Below are 24,420 nucleotides of genomic sequence, written 5' to 3'. Positions count from 1 at the left end.
AGATCAGTTGCCACATTAGGAATATAAAGGGGTTTTTATTATTAAAAGCCCCTTTTTTTATGTCCTCATTTGAATATCCTATTTATTTTCATACTTTGCATAACCTAAACTTCATATAACTAATGACTGACGTTACCAGAATTTTTGATTTTCCAAGGTATCAATTAAAACATTACAGCCTTGAGAAAGCATTAACAACAAAATATGACGGGAAATGGACCTCAATTTCCACTCAAGAATATATTGATCAAGCCAATGCCATTAGCAGAGGTTTGTTGCGCCTAGGGGTTAAACCTAACGATAAAATAGCGGTTATCTCATCCAATAATAGAACTGAATGGAACGTAATGGATATTGGTATTTTGCAAATAGGGGCGCAAAACACACCTATTTATCCTACAATTTCTGAATCTGATTACGAATATATCCTCAACCATTCCGGTTCAATAATCTGTTTTGTTTCGGATGAAGAGGTGTTGGCAAAAATAAATGCCATCAAAGCAAACACCAAACTGAAAGCTGTCTATACTTTTGATGATATCAAGGGTGAGAAAAGTTGGAATGACATTTTAGAATTAGGTAAAGACGAGAGCAATCAACATGAAGTAGACGCTTGTATGACGGCAGTGAAACCGCACGATTTAGCCACTTTAATCTATACTTCTGGAACTACAGGAAAGCCAAAAGGCGTTATGCTTTCGCACAACAACCTGGTGTCCAATGTTTTGGACAGCAAGAAACGCGTCCCTTTTGAATACGGAAAATCTAAGGCTTTAAGTTTTCTGCCTGTTTGCCATGTTTTTGAACGTATGATTTTATACCTGTACCAATATTGTGGCGTGGAAATATATTTTGCTGAATCCATTGAGAAAATGAGTGAAAACCTTCAGGAAGTCAAACCGAATGTGATGACAGCGGTACCGCGACTTTATGAGAAGGTATATGATAAAATTGTTGCCAAAGGAGGTGAATTGACCGGCATCAAAAAGAAATTATTTTTCTGGGCCATTGATCTCGGACTCAAATATGAGCCTTATGGCGCCAACGGATGGTGGTATGAAGTGCAGCTCAAACTTGCAAGAAAACTTATTTTCAGCAAATGGAAAGAGGGTCTTGGAGGTCAATTGGATATGATGGTTTCTGGAAGTGCAGCTTTGCAACCGCGATTGACACGAACTTTTGCCGCTGCCGAAATGCCAATCATGGAAGGTTATGGATTAACAGAAACTTCTCCGGTAATTTCAGTAAACGACATGAGAAACAGAGGATTCAAAGTGGGCACTGTTGGAAAAATCATTGATAATGTGGAGGTGAAAATTGCTGAGGACGGGGAAATTTTGGTAAAAGGCCCTAATATCATGCTGGGCTATTTTAACGAACCTGAACAAACAAAGTCCGTCATGACCGGCGATTATTTTCATACTGGCGACATTGGGGAAATAGATGACGATGGCTTTTTAATAATCACTGATCGTAAGAAAGAAATGTTCAAAACCTCGGGAGGAAAATATGTAGCTCCAGCGCTATTGGAAAATGAATTAAAGCAGTCCCGATTTATAGAACAAATCATGATCATCGGGGAAGGTGAAAAAATGCCTGCTGCGCTGATTCAGCCAAATTTTGAATTTATTAAAGAGTGGATCAAACATAAAGACAAAGACGTTGCATTGGATAATAAGTCCATTATAAAATCAGATGTCGTATTGGCGCGAATTCAAAAGGAAATTGATAATACCAATGAGCATTTTGGAAAATGGGAACAAATAAAGAAATTTGAATTAACGCCCGATATTTGGTCCATTGAAGGGGGTCAACTAACGCCAACCATGAAAATGAAACGGAAAATCATTAAAAACATGTACAAAGATCTTATTGAAAAGATATATCGACCGTAAACAAAAGAGCTTCCTAAACCGAAGCTTTTTTTATTTATCCAAGCTCAACTTCTTATCAACAATCCGCTCAAAATAATCCTCCAAAAATGCTTTGCAGGCTTTTTCGGTTTCATCCATTTCAGGCGTTCTATTGGCAATCAAATTGTTCTCAAGACTTTTATCGTTGATATCGTAAAAGCCAGTAGCGCGCTTGCCATCAAAAGTACAGATATAGTTCCCTCTTAACATGTGGTATTGAGCTGCGTTATGGTTGATTGCAAACGGCACAACACCATCATCTGAAACCAGACTCCTACCCCAACTCCTAAAAGGCTTATCGTATCCTATGAGGTCCATTAAAGTAGGATAAATATCTATTTGTTGTGCCAATTCATTATCTACACCTATTAAACTTCCATCCGGCTTATAAAACAGGATCGGTACCGCACGCCTATTGATGACCTTGTTATACTCATCATAATACACCTGGTTAGGATGATCGGCAGTAAGGACAAATATGGTATTGTCAAACCACGGCTCCTTCTTAGCAGCATTAAAGAATTCTTTAAACGCATAATCTGTATAGCCAACAGGTTCGTGCATTTTAACATGTCCCTTTGGAAATTTACCGTCGTATTCTTTAGGTATTTTGAAGGGTTCATGTGATGATACTGTAAAAACAGTGCCAAAAAATGGTTGCTGTTTTTGATCTAAAGTAGATTTCATGTACTGTAAAAAGGGCTCGTCCCAAATGCCCCAACTGCCATCAAAATCATCGTCGTTACCATACTCTTCCATCCCATAATAATGATCGAATCCCAAAATATTACTAAAGCCCAAAAAACCCATCGAGCCGTTGGGTGCACCATGAAAAAAGGACGTATCATAATCCAAATCGTTCAAAACAGAAACCAAACTCTGGATCTTCTGATTGGAATAGCTTGAAGATGTAAAGGCGTCCACAAAGGATGGGATCCCTGCCAAAACAGAAGACATCCCATGAATAGACTTCGCGCCGTTGGCAAAAGCATTTGGAAAAATAAGACTGTGTTGTGCCAAGGAGTCTAAAAATGGCGTGTAGCTTACATAGTTTTCCACTCCAATGTCCTTATTAAAAGCCCCCAAATATTCCCTACCCATACTTTCGGTAATGATGACGATAATATTCGGTTTTGTTGACTCATAATTAGCGTACTGTTTAATGGGTTTGATGTAGAATTGAATTTCTTCATCGGAAATATCATAATTTACTTTCTTAAAGCTATTATTTCCAAAGGTCCTGATAAATGCAAATGTGGTATTAAGTACCAAATCTGCCTGTTCCATTTTTTTGACATGCTTACTGGCATCTACCAAATTGATGGGACGCGTGCTTTTTTTGAAATCGCCTCCTCTAATACCGCCCACTATCAAGGTAGCAATGACCACAAAACCAATCAAAGAAGACATATAATAAGTAACGGTTGACAATCGGTGGGCCGATGGTTTCAGTTTGACGCGTTTATATAGAAAGATCCATAGCATGCTTACTAAAACAAAAAGCAGATACACGTGCCAATAAGTCACCATAAATCTAAAAAACATGGCTGTTTTATTGGCTTCATTTTCTACGACTTCCAAAACCGATAGCGTTGTTCTCGCGAAATTAAATTTGTAGTAAATAAAATCCACATAATTGAAGGCATAACCGATCAAATTGGTCACAAAATAAACGTAGAACACTAATTTTTGATACCAGGAAGAAACGGTCAAACGAAGTGGCAAAAGGGACAGTACAATAAACAGACTATTGACATACAATATAGCCGCCGTATCAAATGCCAAGCCATAATAAGACAGTTTAAAAAACTCGCCAACAGAATGGACTTCCAAAACATCATAGTTATAGAAGAAGAACAAAACCCTTGCAATAAAATAAAAGACATATGCTAAAAACAGACGGTAAAGTAGAATTAAATATTCCTGTTTCCTAAAGAACAACTTCATGCAAAACAAATGTAATGTTAATAATTGCGCAAAAGTACAAATAACTGTTTAACCAATTTCGATAAGGAAGATTTAAAAGTCTTCATAAATGAATTGGAATCTGAAATATAATTCATAAAAAATATTTTTAATTTATTATGCGTGCATAGTAAATTTTTGTATATTTGGAATCCTTATGAAATACAATGAAAGATAAAACCATTGATTATGTTCTTAGAACCACTTGGTTAGCGGTTACTAAAATGTACAACGAAGAAGCTTCAAAGTTTGACAGTACAATGGCGACAGGCTTCGCACTACTAAGCATTGATCCCGAAAAAGGCACACCTTCAACCGCAATGGGTCCTAAAATGGGCATGGAAGCCACAAGTCTATCCAGAACCTTAAAGTCGATGGAAGCACGTGGTTTGATTGAGCGGCGTCCCAATCCTGAAGACGGACGTGGCGTTTTGATTTTTTTAACCGATTTTGGAAAGAAAAAACGAGCTTACTCTAAAGAAAAAGTACTGACTTTTAATGAGGCCATACGTAAAAATACATCAGAGGAACAGTTACAGCATTTTTATGAGGTAGCCGAAATCATCAATAATATGATCTCCAATAAAAATATATACAACCAAAAAGAAAATAGTTTATAATAATATGAGCAAACGTAGAATAAAAAAAGTAGCCATTATAGGCTCTGGGATTATGGGAAGCGGTATTGCATGTCACTTTGCCAATATCGGTGTTGACGTATTACTTCTTGATATTGTTCCAAGAGAATTGAATGATGCTGAAAAAGCTAAAGGTCTGACCTTAGAGGACAAAGCTGTTAGAAACAGAATTGTTAACGATTCTTTGACTGCCTCCCTAAAATCGAAGCCCTCACCTATTTATCACCAATCGTTCGCCAGCCGGATCACCACTGGTAACCTTGAAGATGACATTGCCAAAGTAAAAGATGTCGACTGGATCATGGAGGTTGTTGTAGAGCGCTTGGACATTAAGAAACAAGTTTTTGAAAAACTTGAAAAACACAGAACTCCAGGTACTTTGATTACCTCAAACACATCAGGGATTCCGATCCATTTTATGAGTGAAGGTCGAAGTGAAGATTTCCAAAAGCATTTCTGCGGAACTCACTTTTTCAACCCTGCGCGTTACTTGAAATTATTTGAAATTATTCCTGGACCAAAAACATCTCAGGATGTATTGGATTTCCTGAACAATTATGGCGAAAAATTCCTTGGAAAAACTTCAGTTATTGCAAAAGATACCCCGGCCTTTATCGGAAATCGTATTGGAATATTCGGAATTCAAAGCCTTTTCCACCAAGTTAAGGAAATGGACTTGACTGTTGAAGAAGTTGATAAGTTGACTGGGCCAGTTATTGGTCGTCCTAAATCGGCCACCTTCAGAACCGTTGACGTTGTTGGTCTAGATACTTTGGTGCATGTTGCCAATGGCATTTATGAAAATTGCCCGGAGGATGAAGCGCACGAGCTTTTTAAACTTCCAGATTTCATCAATAAAATGGTGGAAAACAAATGGTTTGGAAGTAAAACCGGTCAAGGCTTTTATAAAAAGGAAGGCAAGGATATTAGAACCTTGGATTTAAATACACTTGAATATAGAGATCGAAAATCAGCACGATTTGCCACCTTAGAACTGACTAAAACCGTTGACAAAGTCATTGATCGTTTTCCGATTTTAATTTCAGGAAAAGATAAAGCCGGAGAGTTTTACAGAAAGAATTTTGCAGCGATGTTTGCTTATGTTTCTAACAGAATTCCGGAAATCACCGATGAACTTTATAAAATAGATGATGCCATGAAAGCCGGTTTTGGCTGGGAACATGGTCCTTTCCAAATTTGGGATGCTGTTGGTGTTGAGAAAGGTATTGAATTGATGAAAGCAGAAAATCTTGAACCAGCCGCTTGGGTCAATGAGATGCTGGAATCTGGGAACAAATCATTTTACACTGTTAAAGAGGGAAATACGTTCTTTTACGACATTCCATCCAAAAAACAAGAAAAAGTACCCGGACAGGATGCGTTTATCATCTTGGATAACATACGTAAGTCAAAAGAAGTTTACAAGAACTCAGGCGTCGTTGTTGAAGATTTAGGAGACGGCATCTTAAATGTGGAATTCCAATCTAAAATGAATACGATTGGCGGCGATGTGCTTTCTGGGTTGAACAAAGCAATCGACCTTGCTGAAAAAGATTTCGCAGGTTTGGTGGTTGGCAACCAAGCAGCCAACTTCTCGGTAGGTGCCAATATCGGAATGATATTCATGATGGCAGCCGAGCAAGAGTACGATGAGCTCAATACGGCCATCAAATATTTCCAAGACACGATGATGCGCATGCGTTACTCGGCAATCCCAACTGTTGCTGCACCTCACGGTATGGCTCTTGGTGGAGGTTGTGAATTATCCATGCACGCTGATAAAGTAGTTGCTGCTGCAGAAACCTATATCGGACTGGTAGAGTTTGGTGTTGGTGTAATTCCTGGTGGAGGCGGCTCTAAAGAAATGGCGCTCCGGGCCCAAGATACTTTTAGAAAAGGTGATGTTGAGTTGAATACGTTGCAAGAGTATTTCTTGACTGTTGCGATGGCTAAAGTATCCACTTCTGCTTATGAAGCTTTCGACTTAGGAATTCTTCAGAAAGGAAAAGATATTGTCGTTGTCAATAAAGACAGACAATTGGCAACTGCCAAAGCACACGCTCAACTCTTGGCCGATGCTGGGTATACTCAACCGGTTAAACGCAATGATATTAAAGTGCTTGGAAAACAAGCCCTCGGGATGTTTATGGTTGGAACAGACTCCATGGAAGACAGCAATTACATCAGTGAACACGATCGAAAAATCGCAAATAAATTAGCTTATGTCATGGCTGGAGGTGACTTATCAGAACCAACGTTGGTCAATGAGCAGTATTTATTGGATTTGGAACGTGAAGCATTTTTGTCACTTTGTACAGAAAGAAAAACTTTGGAAAGAATTCAGCATATGTTGAAAACGGGCAAGCCTTTACGGAACTAAGTACAAAGTATTAAGAACAAAGACGGTTAATCATAAAACACATCGATTATGGAATTCATAATGCATTTAAATAGAACAAAATTCACTTAATACTAATATCTTAATACCAGTAACATGCACAGATTCGAAGAGTTAAAAATATGGCAAAAAGCAATGGATATTACTGAAAACTGCTATCGAGCCACTGAGAATTTCCCTGAAGAAGAGAAATATGGATTGACTTCTCAGCTTAGAAGAAGTGCAATTTCTATTCCTTCAAATATCGCTGAAGGAGCAGGAAGAAACACAAATGGAGAATTTACGCAGTTCTTAGGAATTGCTAATGGATCATCATTTGAATTACTAACACAATTATACTTGTCTAAAAGATTAGATTTAATAACCGAAGATAAAGTAAGACCAATTATTAATGAGGTACTTGAAGTTAGTAAAATGAATTATTCTCTTCAAAGAACACTCAAAAAGTCTTAATACTTAATACTCAAAATCTTAATACAAATTATGAGCAAACAAGCTTACATAGTAAAAGCATACAGAACCGCAGTTGGGAAAGCACCAAAAGGTGTGTTCCGATTTAAAAGAGCCGATGAATTGGGTGCTGAAACCATCCAGCACATGATGAAAGATTTACCAAATCTTGATGTGAAACGAATTGATGATGTGATGGTGGGCAACGCCATGCCAGAAGGCTCGCAAGGCTTGAACATGGCACGATTTATTTCGTTGATTGGTTTGGACAGTGTTGATGTGCCAGGAGTGACGGTCAATCGTTTTTGTTCTTCAGGATTAGAGACCATTGCCATGGCGACTGCAAAAATTCAATCTGGTATGGCCGAATGTATCATTGCAGGAGGTGCCGAAAGCATGAGTTCGGTACCAATGACCGGATTCAAGCCAGAATTGAACTATGACATCGTTAAATCTGGTCACGAAAGCTATTACTGGGGCATGGGAAATACGGCAGAAGCTGTTGCCAACCAGTTTAAAGTATCTCGTGAAGACCAAGATGAATTTGCCTACAATTCTCACATGAAGGCTTTAAGAGCACAAGCCGAAAATCGTTTTCAAGATCAGATTGTACCTATCACGGTCGATCAAACTTATGTAGATGCAAAAGGTAAAAAAGCGACCAAATCCTATACAGTTACCAAAGATGAAGGTCCAAGAGCTGGTACAAGCATAGAAGTGCTGGCAAAATTACGTCCGGTATTTGCTGCAAACGGCAGTGTTACGGCTGGAAATTCATCACAAATGAGTGACGGTGCGGCCTTTGTAATGGTTATGAGTGAAGCTATGGTCAAGGAATTGAATCTTGAGCCAATTGCGCGCTTAGTCAATTATGCCGCTGTGGGTGTCGAACCTCGCATTATGGGTATCGGTCCAGTAAAAGCCATTCCAAAAGCATTAAAACTGGCAGGTTTGGAACAGAAGGATTTGGAATTAATTGAATTAAACGAGGCATTTGCATCGCAATCCATAGCAGTAATCAGAGAACTCAATTTGAATCCAGACATCGTCAATGTCAACGGAGGCGCCATTGCGTTGGGCCATCCACTAGGGTGTACTGGTGCAAAATTATCGGTGCAGCTATTTGATGAGATGCGCAAACGCAATATGCAAGGAAAATATGGGGCTGTCACGATGTGCGTTGGTACAGGACAAGGGGCTTGTGGGGTATTTGAATTTCTAAAATAGAATCAGGACTTTTAGAACCAAGAGGCAAGACTATGCACAACTTCAAAAAGTTAAAAATTTGGCAGGAAGGTATTAGTTTGGTTAAAGATAATTACAAATTAACCCGGACGTTTCCTGATTTTGAAAGATTCGTTTTGGTGTCACAAATGAATAGATGTGCTATATCAATTCCTTCAAATATATCTGAAGGTTCAAGCAAAAGCACTGATAAGCATTTCAATAAATATCTTGAAGACAGTTTAGGCTCAGCGTTCGAGTGGGAAACACAATTGATAGTAGCATTCAATGAAAACTATTTATCAGAAGAAAAATTTAAAGAATTAGAACAAAAAATAACACATATTCAAAAAATGATTTCAAGATTTCAATCGGGACTAAATCTTTAGTCTTGGCTCCTGGCTCTTGATACTTATAATCTAACTACTATGGAAACACAACAAGAAAAAGAAATACTAAGAGGTGGCCAGTTCATCGTCAAGGAAACCAAATGCGAAGATGTCTTCACACCAGAAGATTTTAATGAAGAGCAAAAAATGATGCGCGACTCCGTCAAGGAGTTTAATGATCGTGAGATTATTCCGCATAAAGATCGTTTTGAAGCCAAGGATTATGCATTGACTGAGGAAGTCATGCGTAAAGCAGGCGACATGGGCTTTTTGAGCGTCTCTGTTCCTGAAGCTTATGGCGGAATGGGCATGAGCTTTGTCTCAACCATGATTGTTTGTGAATACATTTCCAGTGGAACTGGATCATTCAGTACGGCTTTTGGAGCACATACAGGAATTGGAACTATGCCAATCACCCTCTATGGAACTGAGGAACAAAAACAGAAATACGTTCCTAAATTAGCGAGCGGAGAATGGTTTGGTGCGTATGCACTAACTGAACCAGGCGCTGGTTCTGATGCCAATTCTGGAAAAACTACGGCTACGTTATCTGAAGATGGAAAGTCTTACAAAATCAACGGACAGAAAATGTGGATCTCTAACGCGGGCTTCTGTAACTTGTTCATTGTATTTGCACGTATAGAGAATGATAAAAATATCACTGGTTTTATAGTTGAGCAAGATCCTTCCAATGGAATTACCTTAGGCGAGGAAGAAAATAAATTGGGAATCCACGCGTCTTCAACAAGACAAGTCTTTTTTAGTGACACCGTTGTTCCTGTAGAAAACATGTTGGCCGGTCGTGGTGAAGGTTTTAAAATAGCCATGAATGCCTTGAATATTGGGCGTATTAAATTGGCTGCAGCCTGTTTGGATTCGCAAAGAAGAATCACAACAACTGCCGTTGAATACGCTAATGAGCGTAAGCAGTTCAATACGCGAATCTCAGATTTTGGTGCCATTAAAATGAAGTTAGCCGAAATGGCTACCAGTACTTACGCTGGTGAATCAGCCTCCTACCGAGCTGCCAAAAACATAGAAGACCGCATTGCCATGCGTCAAGCAGCTGGCAACTCGCATCAGGAAGCGGAACTTAAAGGTGTTGAAGAATATGCCATTGAGTGTTCCATTTTGAAAGTTGCTGTTTCTGAAGATCTTCAGAACTGTGCTGACGAAGGCATCCAAATTTTTGGTGGGATGGGCTTCTCTAAAGACACGCCGATGGAAGCGGCTTGGAGAGATGCACGTATTGCAAGAATCTATGAAGGAACCAACGAAATCAACAGAATGCTTTCTGTGGGTATGTTGGTCAAAAAAGCCATGAAAGGGCACGTGGATTTATTGGGTCCAGCTCAAGCTGTCGCTGACGAATTATTGGGTATCCCATCTTTTGAAACTCCAGACTACTCTGAGTTGTTTGCTGAAGAAAAGGAAATGATTGCCAAACTTAAGAAGGTTTTCTTAATGGTAGCTGGAGCCGCAGTTCAAAAATTTGGTCCAGAATTAGAAGGTCACCAACAATTATTGTTGGCGGCGTCAGACATCCTTATTGAGATTTACATGGCGGAATCTACCATTTTAAGAGCAGAGAAAAACGCAAAGCGTTTTGGTGAGAAAGAGCAGGAAATTCAAATCGCCATGGCGAAATTGTATTTGTACAATGCGGTTTCTATTGTTGAGAAAAATGGAAAAGAAAGTATTATTTCATTTGCAGAAGGCGATGAGCAACGCATGTTATTGATGGGCTTGAGACGTTATGTGAAATACACCAACTACCCAGATATTGTAGATTTGCGCAACACTATTGCAGAAAAAGTTAAAGCGGATAATATGTATAATTTATAATTAATTTTCAACCTGAAACTTCAGTGCGAAACAATCCGATACATAAATTGTTTCTGAAATTTTGACTAACTCAAATTTGATTAACAAAGAAAAGCCAATTCATTAATTTGAATTGGCTTTTTGATTTCCACCCACCAATGGTTTTAATACCTCAATGTTCTTGATTGATAAAATCTCATTTTAACTTCTCTTCCTTTTCCTCATTAAACTTGTAGAGAACACTAATGGCCCTGAAAATTTAATACCCAATTTACATCCAAAAATTATATCTTTATAAAAATAAGCCTCTATGAAATTAAATTTCCTAATTCTGTTTGCTTTTGGATCCCTAATAGGATTCACTCAACCCAATACTGAGGTCTTCTTATTCGATTTAAACATTGAAAATGGAGGCATCGAACTCTCTAATTTCAAAAATATTTCAGACAATGAGGGCTATGATAATCAGCCTTCATTTTTAGATGATAAAACCCTTTTATACGCCGGTACCCGCAATGGCCAAACCGATATCGTTAAATACGACCTCAATTACGATACAAAAACCTGGATTTGCTTTACAGAAGGTGGTGAATATTCCCCATTAAAAATTCCAAACCAAAATGCTGTTTCAGCCATCCGATTGGATCCTGACGGGAAACAACGCCTTTATAGATATGACTTAAAAAACAGTACGAATACTGTTTTGTTAGATACTTTAGTGGTTGGATACCACCTTTGGTTTGACAAAAACACTATTATTTCTTCTGTTTTAGAATCAGATTTTCTGTCTCTTTATAGCTCTGATTTAAAAACAGGTAAAAATAAAAGAATAACACCACGTGTTGGCAGGTCCTTACATCATATCCCAAATTCAAACTTGATCAGTTTTATTTCTAAAAACATGGATGGTACTTCAGAAATAAAATCTTTAAATCCCAAAACTGGATCCATAAAAACCATAGCTCCCACCCTTTTTGGAGTTGAAGATATGTGTTGGCTGGCCGATGGGAGCATCCTGATGGCCAAAAACGATGCACTTTTCAAATTAAATCCCAAAAACAAATTAGGCTGGATAGAAATAGTTTCTTTGAAATCATACGGTATTCAAAACCTTAGCCGTATGGCAGTGAGTCCTGACGGAAAAAAATTAGCCATTGTTGGAGAGTTGACAACCTCAGCCACAAACCCATTAGAAAATACATCTGCGATACTTGAGCCCAAGCTCGAAAACATCAAATGGATAGCGGGCAATTGGAAAGGTGAAGCTTTTGGTGGACAAACGGAAGAAAACTGGAGCGAACCGTCGGGTGGTTCGATGATGGCCACTTTTAAGTTGATTGACAACGGCAAAGTGGTTTTTTATGAAATTGAAATCATTCGTGAATTGGAGAACACACTCATCCTACAGCTCAAACATTTTGGAAACGATCTTAAAGGTTGGGAAGAAAAGGATAAAACCATCGATTTCCCACTAAAGGAAATCACCGAAAATAAAGTCGTTTTTGAAGGCATGACCTTTGAAAAAATCAGTGCCAACGAAATGACCATTTATGTTGATATCAGGCAAGACGATGGCAGTGTTGAAACCGTCAAGTTTGATTATAAAAAATAAAACAGAATCTATAAGTTAACATTCCAACACCTAAATAACTCATGCTATGAACCATTTCATTACATCCAGCATTGTATTTTTTCTTTGTTTAAATCTCAATGCTCAAACAGATCAAAAAATTTACGATATTATTGATGCCGTATCTGCCGACCGGATTAAAAACGATGTCCAAACACTTGTCGATTTTGGTACTAGAAATACGTTTAGCGACACTGTTTCTGAGACTCGTGGAATTGGAGCCGCCAGACGTTGGATTAAACGAGAGTTTGAAACCATTTCTAAAGAGTGTCAGAATTGTTTAGACGTTTTTTATCAAAAAGATTTTGTCACCAAAGAAGGCAATAATCGCGTGCCTCATGATGCTTGGATCGTTAATGTGGTAGCCATTCAAAGAGGCACCAAATATCCAAACCGATACATAATAATGAGTGGTGATATCGATTCACGCGGCAGCGACACCATGGATTTTACCGTAGATGCTCCAGGGGCCAACGACAACGCCTCGGGAATGGCCGGAACTATTGAAGCCGCCCGAGTATTATCTAAATATAAGTTTGAAAGCAGCATCGTTTATGTTGGGCTTTCCGGTGAAGAACAAGGTCTTTTTGGTGGTGCAGGATTGGCTGCCTATGCCAAGGAAAAGGGCTGGGATATCATTGGTGTGCTAAATAATGATATGATTGGAAATATTGAAGGCGTTGATGGTGTCATCGACAACCGAACGTTTAGAATATTTTCAGAGCCTGTGCCTCCAACAGAAACCGATCGGGAACGTCAAATGCGTCGTTTTTACGGTGGTGAAGTGGATGGAATATCACGTCAATTGGCGCGTTACGTTCATAAAACGACTCAAACTTATATGCCCGAAATGAATCCGATGATGGTTTACAGACTCGACCGTTTTGGTCGTGGCGGCCATCATCGTCCGTTCAACGATTTAGGATATCCTGGCATCCGTATCATGGAAGCGCATGAGAATTATACGCAGCAACATCAAGATATCCGCACAGAAAATGGCATCAATTATGGCGACACTTTTGAACATGTTAATTTCCCGTATGCCGCAAAATTGACCGCAGTCAATGCCATCAACATGGCCAGTCTAGCCTCTGCTCCACCTCCACCTAAATCCGTTGCCATTGGTGGGATTGTAGAAGCTTCGGCGAAATTAAAATGGGACAAAGTGCAAGGCGCCAAGGGCTATAAAATTTACTGGAGAGATACAACCTCACCTACTTGGGACCATTCCAGATATGTTGGAGATATTGACGAATTTACACTGAAAGGTATTGTCATTGACAATTCGTATTTTGGCGTTGCTTCCGTAGGAAAAGATGGCTATGAAAGCGTGGTCGTTTTTCCAAATTCAATCTTAAGAAATTAGTCAATGAACAAATCTATTTTTTTCCTTTTAATTTTAGTATCATTTCAAACCCTCAGCGGCCAGAACAATAGCTTTACAAAACAAGATAGTCTAAGAGGCTCCATTACGTCTGAACGAGTCTGGTGGGATTTGACCTATTATCATTTGGATATTTCTGTTGATCCGAGTACAAAATCCATAAAAGGAAAAAACTCCGTGCATTATAAAGTATTAGAACCTAATTCTGTACTTCAAATCGACTTACAGGCCCCATTAAACATCACCAAAGTCACTCAAAACGGAGAAGAGTTAAGCGTAGATCATCAAGGCAACGCCCACTTTATCACGCTAAAGAGTGATCAGAAAAAGGGTAGCCTCCAAAGTTTAGATGTTTATTATGAAGGCCAACCCAAAGAAGCCATAAGAGCTCCTTGGGATGGTGGTTTTTCTTGGAAAAAGGATGACAATGGCAATGATTTTATTGCTACTTCATGTCAAGGGCTTGGCGCAAGCGTTTGGTGGCCCAACAAAGACCATATGTATGATGAAGTAGATAGCATGCTCATTAGCGTTCGGGTTCCAAAAGCTTTAATGGAGGTTTCCAACGGACAATTGCGCGGCGTTGAAGATCATAAAGATGGCACAAGCACCTATCATTGGTTTGTCAATAATCCCATCAACAATTACGGCGTCAATGTCAATATTGGTGATTATGCCCATTTTTCTGAAGATTATAATGGTGAAAAGGGCATCTTGAAAATGGATTACTATGTACTAAAATATAATCTCGAAAAGGCCAAAAAACAATTTAAAGATGCGCCAAGAATGATGGAAGCCTTTGAACATTGGTTTGGGCCTTATCCGTTTTATGAAGATGGGTATAAGTTGGTGGAAGTTCCTTATTTGGGTATGGAGCATCAAAGCTCCGTTACTTATGGCAACGGCTATGAAAACGGCTATTTAGGTCGGGATCTCTCCGGTACGGGATGGGGTTTAAAATTCGATTTTATCATCATCCACGAATCAGCTCACGAATGGTTTGCCAACAACATTACCTATAAGGATATTGCCGATATGTGGATCCACGAGAGTTTTACGGCCTATGCCGAAAGTATTTTTGTAGAGTATTTTTATGGGAAAAAAGCCGGGGCAGAATATGTTATCGGCACACGACAGGGGATTCAAAACGATGTACCCATTATAGGCCCGTATAATGTCAACCAATCAGGATCTGGAGACATGTATTACAAAGGTGCGAATATGTTGCATACGCTAAGACAATGGATTAACAATGATGAGCAATGGCGACAGATTTTAAGAGGTCTGAATAAAACATTTTATCATCAAACAGTCACTACAGAACAGATTGAAAATTATATCTCTAAAACTTCTGGAATTGACTTGTCTGCTTTTTTTAATCAATATTTGAGAGATGTCAGAATTCCAACATTGGAGTATGAGATAAAAGACCAACAATTGAAATACCGATGGACCAATATTGTAGACGGTTTTGAAATGCCGGTGAAAGTTTCTATTAATGGTGCGGAAAAATGGTTGTATCCGAAAGCAGATTGGTCCCTGACCCTGATAAAGACAGATGATCTTAGCGTAAGTAGTGATTTTTACATAACCGTAAATAAGCTCTAACAAAATTAATTCTGGCAATAGAAAATTAGATTCATAAACTAATCAAAAACAAAACATTCCGCTTTATCAAGCGGAATGCCTTATTTGGATTTATGTTCGCTGTTTACCTTATTAAATGCACAGCTTTAAACAATTACGCATGATCTCTTGGTTGATGAATATCCTTTTTTTGTTCAACCTGCGGATTAGTTTCGTTACCATCTGAAACATCTCCTTTTATATTGATCGCGTGATCTTTTTTACTTTGCTTATTTTTATTTTCTTCCTCTTTGTCGTTTTTCATGATTTGCTTTTTTTAGGTTATAATTTTTTAACTACCTGCATGAAGTTAATGTAATTCAATTAGTCTATTTATCCCAACGAAGCATTTAATTGACCTAAATCAGTACACTTATAAAAATTGCATAGCAAATTAAGACCATCAAAATTTCTTCAAAAATTTAAATCCCACTTATAAAACTACCATAAGGATCTTTAAATTGCATCCCTTCTGAAAATCGGAATTTGTTCAATTGCTTGAATTCCACCAGAGCCCAAAGCACAAACTCCTTGACAAAGTAACTTTCCTCCTTGGCTAAATTGGGTTGATACTCACCCAACAGCTTATCTAATGGTGAAATGGTATCCAAAAGAATTTTATAGTCTGTATCGTTCAAATCATCCAAAAGTTCAAAGCCGTCCTTTTGATTGAAAAACCAAGAGACAATCTCGTCATAAGGGGTTTCAGCATCCTCTTTCTTAAGTTTTTCAATTTTTGGAAAAAATTCCTCGAACAAACTTCTAACGCCCTCGCCAATTAAATTATAAGCGACAACGGCAGCACCTTCCTGTTCACCTTCGTAAACCAATTCTACTTTACCGGTTATGGACGGAATTATCCCTACAAAATCGCTTAACCGCACCATTGTTTTCCCATCGCCAGCTAATAAAGCCCGACGTTCTGCCGTACTCATTAAGTTCTCTAAAGCGGTAATACTCAAACGGGCACTCACCCCACTTTTAGAATCAATAAAATCACTTTCGCGAGCTTCAAAAACAATCTGCTCCAATAAATCCCGAGCCAAATCAGGAACTGCAACCTTGTCATTCTGCTCTTCTACTACCCTCGCCTCTTGTTCAGTAATTAATCGGGCAGTTTCAATATCAATTGGGTAATGGGTCAAGATTTGAGAGCCAATTCTATCTTTTAATGGTGTCACAATACTTCCTCTATTGGTGTAGTCTTCAGGGTTTGCAGTAAACAGAAACTGAATATCCAAGGGCAATCTCAACTTAAAGCCTCTGATTTGGATATCGCCTTCCTGCAAAATATTGAATAGTGCCACCTGTATCCTTGCCTGTAAATCCGGTAATTCGTTAATCACAAAAATACAGCGGTTGGCGCGCGGAATCATCCCGTAGTGGATCACGCGATCATCGGCGTAGCTCAATTTCAAATTCGCTGCTTTGATTGGATCCACATCACCAATAAGATCAGCGACCGTTACGTCAGGCGTTGCCAATTTCTCAGCAAATCGTTCACTTCTGTGCAGCCATTCAATAGGTGTCTCATCGCCTTTTTCCTTGATCAATTCCTTGGCATATCGAGAAATGGGGTTTAAAGGGTCGTCATTAATTTCAGAACCTGCTACCACCGGAATATAGTCATCCAAGAGGTTGAGCATCAAACGCGCCAACCTTGTTTTAGCTTGTCCGCGTAATCCCAATAAATTTATATTATGCCGTGAAAGTATGGCACGTTCCAATTCCGGAATCACCGTATTCTCATAGCCATGGACGCCTTCAAATGTGGTTTCTTTATTTTTGATTTTCTGAATTAGATTATCTCGCAATTCGTCTTTAATCGATTTGCTTTGATAATTGGCTTTTTTTAATTCGCCTAATGTTTTTATAGTTTCTATTTTCATAAATTATTCTTGTGCTTAAAAAGTTCTTGTTTTACTATTTTAGAACTGTTATATCATCGTTATTTCCTTCAAACCTACAAGGTTTTAGAAACCTTGCAGGTTGAGTGTGCTTCGTGCTTCGTGCTTCGTTCTTCCAACTTTCTATCCTCTAATCCGCTTTTTCCTGTTGGTTTCATAATCCTCAAAAATCATCTCACCCAATCCTTTCAGCCCGGTGTAAAACGCCTTCCCCTGATTGGCTTTTGTAAATTCCGTTACAAAACGCATTAAGTACGGATCTTGCGCAATCATAAAGGTGGTAATTGGAATGTGCAATCTTCTGGCCTGCTGCGCCATGGCATAACATTTATTCATGATATACGGGTTTAATCCCGCACTGTCTTTATAATACTGACCATCTGGAAGTCGTAAACAACTTGGTTTTCCATCGGTAATCATAAAGATTTGTTTGTTGGTATTTCGTTTTCTTCGGAGTAAATCCATGGCCAATTGTAATCCCGCAACGGTGTTGGTATGGTAGGGGCCCACTTTTAAATACGGTAAATCCTTGATTTCAATTTGCCAGGCATCATTTCCAAACACCAAAATATCCAAAGTGTCTTTTGGATATCGGGTAGTAATCAATTCGGCCAAAGCCATTGCAACCTTTTTTGCAGGAGTGATCCGATCTTCACCGTATAAAATCATACTGTGACTGATATCAATCATCAAGACCGTACTCATTTGCGATTTGTGCAAGGTTTCCTCCACGACCAAATCTTCTTCAGAGAGCCTAAAATCGCCAATACCGTGATTGATCTGTGCATTTTTTAAACTTTCGGTTATCGATACCTTATCCAAGGCATCACCAAATTGATAATTTCTAAAATCGCCCGTATGCTCATCGCCTATTCCAGGGCTTTTACTTTTGTGGTTGCCCTGTCCGCTCCGTTTGATCTGTCCAAAAATATGATCGAGTGCTTGCTGTCTGATGGCACGTTCTGTTTTTGAAGTAATGGCCATTCCACCATTGCCGTCCGGATCGATTTCTTCTCTTATATAACCTTTTTTCTTGAGGTCTTCAATGAAATCATCAATGGTATATTCCGAGGTGGTCAACTTATATTCTTTATCCAGTTCTCTCAACCAATCAATGGCCTCATCAAAATCTCCTGAAGTATGGGTAATCAATTCCTTGAAAATTTCGAAAAGCTTGTCAAAAGGTGATTGAAAAGGCGCTTCATAGGTCTTGAAGACGAAACCTTTGCGTATTGGGTTTGTATTTGTCATAGCATGATAAAAATACGATATTTTACTCGACTGATAAATCTATTAACATCTATTTTATGAATCAACTTATGCCTTTTTATTATCTTTAAATCAACGCGTTGATAGAGCGATATTATTCTGATATCAGTTATATTCGCATACAGCCAACTAAAACACTAAAATCATGAAACATTTCATTATTGCAATTACCCTTCTTCTCTACATTTCATGCAAAGACCAAAAAGCGGAGAAAAAGGAAGATACTGCCATCAAAGTTGAGCAGTACACTATTGAACAATTTATGGATAACGAAGCCGTAACTGGTGGCAGTTTTTCTTTTGACAATTCCAAGCTCCTGATTTCAAGTAACCGATCAGGAATTTTCAATGTTTACACGGTGCCTATCACTGGAGGTAACTACACGCCAATCACTGCTTCCGACAGCACGTCCTATTTTGCAGAATCATTTTTCCCCCATGATGATCGCATGTTACTGTCTGCAGACGGCAATGGCGATGAAATAGACCATATTTATTTACGCGACACTACAGGAACCATTAAAGATCTGACCCCAGAAAAAAGTGCAAAATCGCAATTTTATGGTTGGGCGGATGACGGTAAATCCTTTTACTATGGATCCAATAAAATGAATCCAAAATTTTTCGATGTGTATGAGATGGACATTTCCAACTTTAAGGCCAAAATGATATATCAAAACAATGATGGCTTAAATTTCAGCGGGATCTCAAAGGACAAAAATTATATTGCCTTAGCGCAATCCTTAAACACCAATGACAGCGATTTATATGTTTATAATGTAAAAACAAGACAAAAAACCAAAGTCAACAGCAGTCAAAGCGGCAACTCTGCACAGGATTTTCTAAATGATAATCTTTATTATACTACCGATGATGGAGGGGAATTTTCTTATTTGATGAAATATGATCTCAAAACCGAAGAGAAATCTAAGGTTCTTGAAAAATCGTGGGATATTGCGGGTGCAGGTTTCACCAAAAACGGCACCTATATGGTCGTTTATGTGAACGAAGATGGGAAAAATGTCATTGAAGTTATAGATGTCGCTACCAACACGCCAATCGATTTACCTGATTTCGGAGTACAAAGCATTTCCAGCGTTGGATTTAGTGATGATGAACAATGGATGCGCTTGTATGTTGGAGGCTCTAATATGCCATCCAATCTCTATACCTATAATTTTAAAACACAAGAACAATATCAACTGACCAATGTCCTCAACGATGAGATTCATCCAGAAGATTTGGTGACCGCCAAGGTTATTCGTTATAAATCTTTTGATGGCTTGGAGATCCCGGCCATTTACTACCTCCCTCATCAAGCATCAAAGGACAACAAGGTTCCTGCAATGGTTTGGGTACACGGTGGACCTGGAGGGCAGTCACGCCAAGGCTTTAATTCGTTTATTCAATATATGGTCAACCATGGTTATGCGGTTTTGGCCGTTAATAATCGCGGCAGCAGCGGGTACGGCAAAACTTTTTATCAAATGGACGATTTGAATCACGGTGAAAAGGATTTACAGGATTGTGTGGAAGGCAAAAACTGGCTGGCCACCCAGCCGGAAATTGATGGTGATAAAATTGGAATTATCGGCGGTTCTTATGGTGGCTATATGACCATGGCAGCATTGACCTACGCTCCTGAAGAATTTGATGTAGGCGTCAATTTATTTGGGGTGACCAATTGGATCAGGACTTTAAAGAGTATTCCGCCTTATTGGGAATCCATGAGAAAATCACTGTACTTAGAGTTAGGCGATCCATTTACAGAAGATTCTGTGCGGCTCAAACGTATCTCGCCATTATTCCATACAGACAAAGTAACCAAGCCGTTGATTGTGTTACAGGGCGCTCAAGATCCACGGGTATTACAGGTAGAATCTGATGAAATTGTAGCAGGAGTCCGCGAAAATGGGGTTCCAGTAGAATACGTTCTCTTTGAGGATGAAGGACACGGATTTATCAAAAAAGAAAATCAGATTGAAGCCTACAGCAGAGTGCTGCAGTTTTTAGATAAATATTTGAAAAATGCCAATGCACCTCTCGATGGCGAAATGAAAGCTACTGAGATTAAAGCTAAAGACGAGTCTTAGCGATTTGAAACATTGAGCAAACTTTGAATAACACTTTGAAAAAAAACCCTAAAGCATTAAAAGCTTTAGGGTTTCCTTTTGAAAGAGAATGCACCACTGTGCTATTATGTATAAAAACTTAAGAAACCGTATTACTCTACACGCTTCAATTCGTGAAGTTTCTCAATTTTAATTTGTTTCCCGGCAGTAGAGATTAGACCCTCTTTTTTGAATTGTGATAAAATTCTAATTGCTGATTCAGTTGCAGTCCCAACGATACTGGCGTAGTCCTCGCGGGAAAGGTTAACATTTAAATAACCATCTGCAGTTTCACCAAAATTATCTCGCACATAGGTCAAAGCTTCTGACAGTCGCTGTCTCACAGATTTCTGGGCCATATTAATCAAATCCCCTTCGGCTTCCCTTAAATCTTGGGCCAAATTCTGCAACACATGAAAAGAAAATTCTTGATTAGATTTAATATTTCCCAAAATTTGATCTTTGGGCACATAGCACAACTCCACATCGTTGAGAGCAACGGCACTTAAATGGGTACGTTCATCACTAATTACCGAACGCTGTCCAATGAGCTTCCCCTTCCCCATCAATTTTACTGTATGATCCTTGCCATTAGCGCTCAATTTGGTCATTTTACAAATACCTTCTCTAACGCAATAAACGCCAGAAAGCATTTCATTCTCTCCAAATATGACCTCCCCTTTCTTATAAAAAATTGTTCTCTTACATGCAGCGACCTCTTTAAGCTCTTCTTTAGTTAAAGTTTTCATCGAATTCAATTGACGTGCAATGCATTGTTCACATCTACTCATGCCTTATTTATTGACCCCCAAAATTAAGAAAATCATGACAATTATCATAGTTTAAATGATAATCATTTCCGACCTTTGCACAAGGTAAAAATGAGCATAATTATGGAATCTTCAACTTGTTTCCACTGTGGAGATCTCTCTGATTCGTCCACTATTTTCTATGACGATAAAACTTTCTGTTGCCAAGGCTGTAAAACGGTTTATGAAATTTTTTCAGAAAACGATCTCACCTGCTATTATGATCTTCAATCTGCTCCAGGATCTACACCTAAAGACATTCAAGGAAAATACGATTTCCTAACCCAGCAAAATATTATAGACAAGCTGGTAGAGTTTGATGACGGCAAATCGCAAATAGCCACTCTTTATATTCCACAAATCCATTGTAGCTCGTGTATTTGGATTCTTGAAAACCTTAACAAGCTTAATAAAAATATTTCATCGTCGCAGGTTGACTTTGGCAAAAAAACGGTGCGACTCCAATTCAACTCCCAAAATTACAGTTTAAAGGAAGCCGTTATTTTACTAAGCTCCATTGGCTATGAGCCTTATATCAGTTTAGAGGATTTTTCCACAGGTAAAAGTCAAGTCAATCGCTCATTGATTTACAAACTTGGAATTGCCGGTTTTGCATTTGGAAATGTGATGTTCCTATCGTTTCCTGAGTATTTTGAAGTAAAAGAGTTTTGGTTGGAACAGTACAAACCATTTTTTAGATGGCTAATGTTTGCGTTTTCACTTCCAGTGGTCTTCTATTCATCACAAGATTATTTTATTTCTGCCTACAAAGGTCTTCGGGCCAAAGTTCTAAATATTGACGTGCCGATTGCCTTAGGAATCATTGTACTATTTTTACGAAGCACGTGGGATATTGTGTTTGATTTGGGGTCAGGCTTTTTTGATAGTTTAACCGGCTTATTGTTCTTTTTATTACTGGGCAAATTCTTTCAACAAAGAACCTATTCGTTTCTATCGTTTGAACGCGACTATAAATCCTATTTTCCAATTGCTATAACCAAAATTTCCAAAGCTGGTCAGGAGCAACCCATCCAAGTTTATGATATTAAAAAAGGAGATCGTCTGCTTATTAGAAATGAAGAATTGATTCCGGTAGATGGGGTCCTTATCAAAGGAAGGGCAAAAATCGATTACAGTTTTGTAACGGGAGAATCGGATCCAGTTACTAAGGTTTCTGGAGACAAAATTTTTGCCGGTGGCAGACAGACTTCAGGAAGTATTGAAATGGAGGCTTTGAAAAGTGTGGAGCAAAGTTATTTGACTCAATTATGGGGCAATGATGTGTTCAACAATGTTAAGGAAGACGGATTTACAACCTTGACCAACCTGATCAGTAAACGGTTTACCATTGTTATTCTGAGTATCGCCTTTATTTCTACAGCATTTTGGTTATTTGTTGACTCCAGCAAGGCATTGAACGTTTTTACTTCGGTTTTGATTATTGCCTGTCCGTGTGCCATTGCCCTCGCAGCACCATTCACACTCGGTAATATCCTTCGTATTTTTGGCAAACATAAATTCTATTTAAAAAACGCTACAGTTATAGAACAATTGGCAGCTATAAATACAATTATATTCGATAAAACCGGAACCATTACCTCCAACAAACAAAGTACTGCCACTTATGAAGGCGATGTCCTTTCTCCATCTGAAGCGCTGTTATTGAAAAACACGCTGAGAGGTTCCAACCATCCCTTAAGTCGAACGCTTTATGACTTATTGGAAGAAAATGACATTATCATGCTCGATCAATTTGAAGAGCATGTAGGTCAAGGTATTCAAGGGGTGCACTTAAAAGACAGCATTAAAATTGGATCGGCAAATTTTGTTGGAAAAACAAACGAAACTGCTGCTTTGAATACTTCTGTCCATATTAGCAGTAACGATGCGTACAAAGGAAAATACACATTCTATAATAGTTATCGCAAAGGCTTGTCGCAATTGTTTAATCAACTTAAAAAGAATTATGATTTGGCTATCCTATCTGGAGACAATGAAGGCGAAATGGAAAATTTAAAAAAATTGCTTCCTGCCAGAACCAAATTACTTTTCAATCAGAAGCCGGATGATAAGTTGGAATATATCAAACACCATCAAAGCGAAGGCGCTAAGGTACTGATGATTGGAGATGGACTGAATGATGCAGGGGCGCTTGCGCAAAGCAACGTTGGAATTGCGCTTTCAGAAAACGTAAATGTGTTTTCTCCTGCCTGTGATGCTATTTTGGACGCCGAAAGATTTAATAGTCTCAGCGATTTTATTAACTTGTCAAAATCGGCCATTAAAATTGTAAAATGGGCTTTTGTACTTTCATTTATGTACAATGTTGTGGGTCTCTCTTTTGCCATCACCGGACGATTGGAACCTGTTGTAGCAGCCATCTTGATGCCTTTAAGCTCAATCAGTATCGTTGTTTTTACAACCATTACAACAAATTTGGCGGCGCGTAAATTAAAAAAAAATGAAAAATAGATTGAATTCTCTGATCGTGCTTCATGGAAATTTAAGATATTAGATAATCAAAATCCAAAAACCTACTCGATTAAAACGTAGGAATTAACGCAGCATTAAAAAGAGAAAGTTTATAAAAATATTCCGATATTCGTAATTCGAATATTTAAAACATGATAAATATCATAAAATAATAAAACCGTCAAATGTAATTTTGAGCCATAACTTCTATTAGGTATGAGTGTTATATATTTATTACTGAGTCTTAGTATTTTAGTAGCCGTCATCTTTTTTGTTGCCTTCATTTTCGCCGTAAAAAACGGACAGTATGATGATAGTTACACGCCTTCTGTACGTATGCTTTTTGAAGACGAATTAGTAAAAGAAAAACCAAAAACATTAAAAAAATCAAAACTAACTAACCAAGAATAAT

General features: G+C 38.4%; 18 protein-coding genes. 13 read left to right on the top strand and 5 right to left on the bottom strand.

All coding sequences use genetic code 11. The features are described 5' to 3' along the window. The first annotated feature begins 122 nt into the window (after positions 1 to 122). Positions 123 to 1,895 carry an AMP-dependent synthetase/ligase gene (locus H3Z82_RS00810; protein ID WP_182201977.1) on the top strand — a complete coding sequence of 591 codons (1,773 nt, stop codon included), beginning with the start codon at positions 123 to 125 and terminating at the stop codon, positions 1,893 to 1,895. Positions 1,896 to 1,925: 30 nt separating this feature from the next. Here the strand turns inward: H3Z82_RS00810 and H3Z82_RS00805 are convergent, their stop codons facing one another. After that, positions 1,926 to 3,860: an LTA synthase family protein gene (locus tag H3Z82_RS00805; RefSeq protein WP_182201976.1), complete on the bottom strand. Its 1,935-nt coding sequence runs from the start codon at positions 3,858 to 3,860 to the stop codon at positions 1,926 to 1,928. 185 nt (positions 3,861 to 4,045) lie between these two features. Between H3Z82_RS00805 and H3Z82_RS00800 the strand changes: the two genes are divergently transcribed. The 9 genes from H3Z82_RS00800 to H3Z82_RS00760 all read left to right on the top strand — a co-directional run bounded on the left by H3Z82_RS00800 (position 4,046) and on the right by H3Z82_RS00760 (position 15,423). Further along, positions 4,046 to 4,498, top strand: a complete 453-nt coding sequence (locus tag H3Z82_RS00800; RefSeq protein WP_182201975.1) for a MarR family winged helix-turn-helix transcriptional regulator — start codon at positions 4,046 to 4,048, stop codon at positions 4,496 to 4,498. A gap of 4 nt (positions 4,499 to 4,502) precedes the next feature. Continuing rightward, positions 4,503 to 6,896, top strand: coding sequence for a 3-hydroxyacyl-CoA dehydrogenase/enoyl-CoA hydratase family protein (locus tag H3Z82_RS00795; RefSeq protein ID WP_182201974.1), 2,394 nt, complete (start codon positions 4,503 to 4,505; stop codon positions 6,894 to 6,896). Between the two features lie 114 nt (positions 6,897 to 7,010). Continuing rightward, the gene (locus tag H3Z82_RS00790) at positions 7,011 to 7,367 is read left to right on the top strand and encodes a four helix bundle protein (protein ID WP_182201973.1); all 357 of its coding nucleotides are present in this window, start codon (positions 7,011 to 7,013) and stop codon (positions 7,365 to 7,367) included. Positions 7,368 to 7,397: 30 nt separating this feature from the next. Next, the gene (locus tag H3Z82_RS00785; protein ID WP_182201972.1) at positions 7,398 to 8,591 is read left to right on the top strand and encodes an acetyl-CoA C-acyltransferase; all 1,194 of its coding nucleotides are present in this window, start codon (positions 7,398 to 7,400) and stop codon (positions 8,589 to 8,591) included. A 32-nt stretch (positions 8,592 to 8,623) separates the two neighbouring features. Beyond that, positions 8,624 to 8,977, top strand: coding sequence for a four helix bundle protein (locus H3Z82_RS00780; RefSeq protein WP_182201971.1), 354 nt, complete (start codon positions 8,624 to 8,626; stop codon positions 8,975 to 8,977). A gap of 39 nt (positions 8,978 to 9,016) precedes the next feature. Continuing rightward, positions 9,017 to 10,822 (top strand): acyl-CoA dehydrogenase family protein, encoded by a 1,806-nt coding sequence (locus tag H3Z82_RS00775; RefSeq protein WP_182201970.1) that lies wholly within the window; start codon positions 9,017 to 9,019, stop codon positions 10,820 to 10,822. Between the two features lie 289 nt (positions 10,823 to 11,111). Next, complete coding sequence (locus H3Z82_RS19555) at positions 11,112 to 12,413, top strand: DUF6265 family protein (RefSeq protein WP_235982205.1); 1,302 nt, start codon at positions 11,112 to 11,114, stop codon at positions 12,411 to 12,413. A 46-nt stretch (positions 12,414 to 12,459) separates the two neighbouring features. Further along, complete coding sequence (locus tag H3Z82_RS00765; RefSeq protein WP_182201969.1) at positions 12,460 to 13,797, top strand: M28 family peptidase; 1,338 nt, start codon at positions 12,460 to 12,462, stop codon at positions 13,795 to 13,797. Positions 13,798 to 13,800: 3 nt separating this feature from the next. Continuing rightward, entirely contained in the window at positions 13,801 to 15,423 is a 1,623-nt protein-coding gene (locus tag H3Z82_RS00760) for a M1 family metallopeptidase (RefSeq protein WP_182201968.1), read from the top strand. Positions 15,424 to 15,556: 133 nt separating this feature from the next. Here H3Z82_RS00760 and H3Z82_RS00755 read toward each other — a convergent pair whose 3' ends face one another. The 3 genes from H3Z82_RS00755 to H3Z82_RS00745 all read right to left on the bottom strand — a co-directional run bounded on the left by H3Z82_RS00755 (position 15,557) and on the right by H3Z82_RS00745 (position 18,599). Next, positions 15,557 to 15,706: a hypothetical protein gene (locus H3Z82_RS00755; RefSeq protein WP_182201967.1), complete on the bottom strand. Its 150-nt coding sequence runs from the start codon at positions 15,704 to 15,706 to the stop codon at positions 15,557 to 15,559. A 157-nt stretch (positions 15,707 to 15,863) separates the two neighbouring features. Next, positions 15,864 to 17,330, bottom strand: coding sequence for a MoxR family ATPase (locus tag H3Z82_RS00750; protein ID WP_182201966.1), 1,467 nt, complete (start codon positions 17,328 to 17,330; stop codon positions 15,864 to 15,866). A gap of 141 nt (positions 17,331 to 17,471) precedes the next feature. After that, positions 17,472 to 18,599, bottom strand: coding sequence for a vWA domain-containing protein (locus tag H3Z82_RS00745; RefSeq protein WP_182201965.1), 1,128 nt, complete (start codon positions 18,597 to 18,599; stop codon positions 17,472 to 17,474). Between the two features lie 163 nt (positions 18,600 to 18,762). Here H3Z82_RS00745 and H3Z82_RS00740 point away from each other — a divergent pair, with 163 nt between their 5' ends. Further along, positions 18,763 to 20,709 (top strand): S9 family peptidase, encoded by a 1,947-nt coding sequence (locus H3Z82_RS00740; protein WP_182201964.1) that lies wholly within the window; start codon positions 18,763 to 18,765, stop codon positions 20,707 to 20,709. A 131-nt stretch (positions 20,710 to 20,840) separates the two neighbouring features. Here H3Z82_RS00740 and H3Z82_RS00735 read toward each other — a convergent pair whose 3' ends face one another. Further along, positions 20,841 to 21,476 (bottom strand): Crp/Fnr family transcriptional regulator, encoded by a 636-nt coding sequence (locus H3Z82_RS00735; protein ID WP_235982198.1) that lies wholly within the window; start codon positions 21,474 to 21,476, stop codon positions 20,841 to 20,843. Between the two features lie 144 nt (positions 21,477 to 21,620). Between H3Z82_RS00735 and H3Z82_RS00730 the strand changes: the two genes are divergently transcribed. Further along, positions 21,621 to 24,008 carry a heavy metal translocating P-type ATPase gene (locus H3Z82_RS00730; RefSeq protein WP_182201962.1) on the top strand — a complete coding sequence of 796 codons (2,388 nt, stop codon included), beginning with the start codon at positions 21,621 to 21,623 and terminating at the stop codon, positions 24,006 to 24,008. Positions 24,009 to 24,224: 216 nt separating this feature from the next. Then, on the top strand, positions 24,225 to 24,419 hold the full coding sequence (ccoS, locus tag H3Z82_RS00725) for a cbb3-type cytochrome oxidase assembly protein CcoS (protein WP_182201961.1): 195 nt from the start codon (positions 24,225 to 24,227) through the stop codon (positions 24,417 to 24,419). The last annotated feature ends 1 nt before the right edge of the window (position 24,420 follow it).

The sequence above is a fragment of the Gelidibacter maritimus genome (assembly GCF_014062315.1).
GTDB classification, from domain to species: domain Bacteria; phylum Bacteroidota; class Bacteroidia; order Flavobacteriales; family Flavobacteriaceae; genus Gelidibacter; species Gelidibacter maritimus.
Note: the sequence above shows the minus strand (reverse complement) of the source record. Positions and strands in the feature narration are given on the sequence as shown.

What these genes read in the sequence shown, in the direction of transcription:
- H3Z82_RS00810 (WP_182201977.1), top strand. Translation starts at nt 123, where the DNA reads ATGACTGACGTTACCAGAATTTTTGATTTTCCAAGGTATCAATTAAAA.
- H3Z82_RS00805 (WP_182201976.1), bottom strand. Translation starts at nt 3,860, where the DNA reads ATGAAGTTGTTCTTTAGGAAACAGGAATATTTAATTCTACTTTACCGT.
- H3Z82_RS00800 (WP_182201975.1), top strand. Translation starts at nt 4,046, where the DNA reads ATGAAAGATAAAACCATTGATTATGTTCTTAGAACCACTTGGTTAGCG.
- H3Z82_RS00795 (WP_182201974.1), top strand. Translation starts at nt 4,503, where the DNA reads ATGAGCAAACGTAGAATAAAAAAAGTAGCCATTATAGGCTCTGGGATT.
- H3Z82_RS00790 (WP_182201973.1), top strand. Translation starts at nt 7,011, where the DNA reads ATGCACAGATTCGAAGAGTTAAAAATATGGCAAAAAGCAATGGATATT.
- H3Z82_RS00785 (WP_182201972.1), top strand. Translation starts at nt 7,398, where the DNA reads ATGAGCAAACAAGCTTACATAGTAAAAGCATACAGAACCGCAGTTGGG.
- H3Z82_RS00780 (WP_182201971.1), top strand. Translation starts at nt 8,624, where the DNA reads ATGCACAACTTCAAAAAGTTAAAAATTTGGCAGGAAGGTATTAGTTTG.
- H3Z82_RS00775 (WP_182201970.1), top strand. Translation starts at nt 9,017, where the DNA reads ATGGAAACACAACAAGAAAAAGAAATACTAAGAGGTGGCCAGTTCATC.
- H3Z82_RS19555 (WP_235982205.1), top strand. Translation starts at nt 11,112, where the DNA reads ATGAAATTAAATTTCCTAATTCTGTTTGCTTTTGGATCCCTAATAGGA.
- H3Z82_RS00765 (WP_182201969.1), top strand. Translation starts at nt 12,460, where the DNA reads ATGAACCATTTCATTACATCCAGCATTGTATTTTTTCTTTGTTTAAAT.
- H3Z82_RS00760 (WP_182201968.1), top strand. Translation starts at nt 13,801, where the DNA reads ATGAACAAATCTATTTTTTTCCTTTTAATTTTAGTATCATTTCAAACC.
- H3Z82_RS00755 (WP_182201967.1), bottom strand. Translation starts at nt 15,706, where the DNA reads ATGAAAAACGACAAAGAGGAAGAAAATAAAAATAAGCAAAGTAAAAAA.
- H3Z82_RS00750 (WP_182201966.1), bottom strand. Translation starts at nt 17,330, where the DNA reads ATGAAAATAGAAACTATAAAAACATTAGGCGAATTAAAAAAAGCCAAT.
- H3Z82_RS00745 (WP_182201965.1), bottom strand. Translation starts at nt 18,599, where the DNA reads ATGACAAATACAAACCCAATACGCAAAGGTTTCGTCTTCAAGACCTAT.
- H3Z82_RS00740 (WP_182201964.1), top strand. Translation starts at nt 18,763, where the DNA reads ATGAAACATTTCATTATTGCAATTACCCTTCTTCTCTACATTTCATGC.
- H3Z82_RS00735 (WP_235982198.1), bottom strand. Translation starts at nt 21,476, where the DNA reads ATGAAAACTTTAACTAAAGAAGAGCTTAAAGAGGTCGCTGCATGTAAG.
- H3Z82_RS00730 (WP_182201962.1), top strand. Translation starts at nt 21,621, where the DNA reads ATGGAATCTTCAACTTGTTTCCACTGTGGAGATCTCTCTGATTCGTCC.
- ccoS (WP_182201961.1), top strand. Translation starts at nt 24,225, where the DNA reads ATGAGTGTTATATATTTATTACTGAGTCTTAGTATTTTAGTAGCCGTC.